Annotated in this window: 2 protein-coding genes and 1 tRNA gene; 2 read left to right on the top strand and 1 reads right to left on the bottom strand. The window is 70.5% G+C overall.

From position 1 onward, the window contains the following. Positions 1-91: 91 nt before the first annotated feature. Positions 92-165: transfer RNA gene (locus E1266_RS37170), tRNA-Ile, on the bottom strand. 181 nt (positions 166-346) lie between these two features. On the opposite strand from E1266_RS37170, the gene E1266_RS37165 reads away from it, so the two are divergent. Next, complete coding sequence (locus E1266_RS37165; RefSeq protein ID WP_132055258.1) at positions 347-1,033, top strand: LppX_LprAFG lipoprotein; 687 nt, start codon at positions 347-349, stop codon at positions 1,031-1,033. Beyond that, the coding region (locus E1266_RS37160; RefSeq protein WP_132055256.1) for an MFS transporter at positions 1,030-1,591 on the top strand (562 nt) is incomplete at its 3' end. The genes E1266_RS37165 and E1266_RS37160, both read left to right, overlap by 4 nt.

The raw sequence follows: 1,591 nt of genomic DNA, 5'->3' as shown, positions 1-1,591 counted from the left end.
CCCACATCGGGGGTCCGGGGGTCGTCCCCCGGGGGAAATGACGGAGGACCCCCGGCCCACGCACTCCGTGGGCATGGTTCGCCCAGGTCCGTAGGGCGGGCGGGACTCGAACCCGCGACCGGGAGATTATGAGTCTCCTGCTCTGACCAGCTGAGCTACCGCCCCACAGCGTCCCCCCAATGACGGTCGGGGCGTTGCCGGGTGTCATCTTAGCGGTGCGAAAAAGGCGGCTGCCACAGTCTTTCGGGGGGTGTTGGGGGTGCGCGCGGGGTCCTACTTCGGGTGGTGCGATGTCATACCTGGTACCGAGTGACGGGGGCGGTGACCCGTCGGTAGGGTCCCGCGTATGTCGAGACGCATCCTCGTCCTCGTTTCCGGGTTGCTGGCGCTGGTGTTGACCGGTGGGTGCAGCTGGGGCGGGTCGGACGAGCCCGCTGAGAAGGCGGATTTCGATGCCGCGCAGACGCTGCGGCAGGCCGCGCAGGCGATGGGCGATCTGAAGAGCGTGGCGTTCACGGTCGCGTCGGAGGGGCGGACTCCGGTGATCGTGAAGGGCGGCGATCTGAAGCTGCTCCGGGAGGGGGACGCGGAGGGCACGCTGACGATCGAGCAGCAGGGCCAGAACGTGGAGATGAAGGTCGTCGCGGTGGGCGACAGCATCTATCTGGACGCGGGGACGGGCGGCTGGCGGAAGCTGCCGAAGGCCCTCGCGGCGAGCATGTACGACCCGTCGGCGGTGCTGGATCCGGAGCGCGGGATCGCGAAGCTGCTGGGGTCGGCGGCGGGGCCGGAGCCGCAGGCGGTGGAGAAGGTCGGCGGCAAGGACGCGTACCGGGTGGGGGCGACGTTGCCGAAGGAGCAGATATCTGGGCTGATTCCGGGGATCAACGCGGATCTGGACGGTCAGGTCTGGGTGGACCGGGCGACTCATCGGCTGGTGAAGGTGCGCGGGGCGTTCCCGGAGGACAAGGGCGCGGTGGTGATCTCGTTCACCGAGTTCGACGCGCCGTACGAGATCAGCGCGCCGAAGTGAGGTCGCGTCGCCGGGTCGCGATCGGTGCGGGCGGCGCGGTGGTGCTGCTGGCCGCGCTGGACGCGTACGTGGTCACGACGATCCTGGTGCCGGTGGTCAAGGATCTCGGGATTCCGGTGAACCGGCTGGAGCGGGTGACGCCGGTCCTGTCGGGGTTCCTGCTGGGGTATGTGGCGGCGATGCCGCTGCTGGGGCAGTTGTCGGACCGGTTCGGGCGGCGGCCGCTGCTGCAGGCGTGCCTGGTGTTCTTCGCGGTCGGTTCGGTGGTGACGGCGGTGGCCGGCGATGTGCCGCTGCTGACGGCGGGGCGGGTGGTGCAGGGCGTCGCGGGCGGTGCGCTGCTGCCGGTGACGATGGCGCTGGCGGGTGATCTGTGGGACGAGCGGCAGCGGCCGGTGGTCCTGGGCGCGGTGGGGGCGGCGCAGGAGCTGGGCAGTGTGCTCGGTCCGCTGTACGGGGCGGGGATCGCGGCGGTCATGGAGTGGCGGGCGATCTTCTGGATCAACCTTCCGCTGGTGCTGCTGGCGATGGTCGCGGTGCAGTACGCGGTGCCGGGCG

It is taken from the genome of Actinomadura sp. 7K534 (assembly GCF_004348575.1).
GTDB lineage: Bacteria > Actinomycetota > Actinomycetes > Streptosporangiales > Streptosporangiaceae > Spirillospora > Spirillospora livida.
Note: the sequence above shows the minus strand (reverse complement) of the source record. Positions and strands in the feature narration are given on the sequence as shown.

Excerpts from the sequence above, each read along its gene's own strand:
- E1266_RS37165 (WP_132055258.1), top strand. The coding sequence starts at position 347 with ATGTCGAGACGCATCCTCGTCCTCGTTTCCGGGTTGCTGGCGCTGGTG.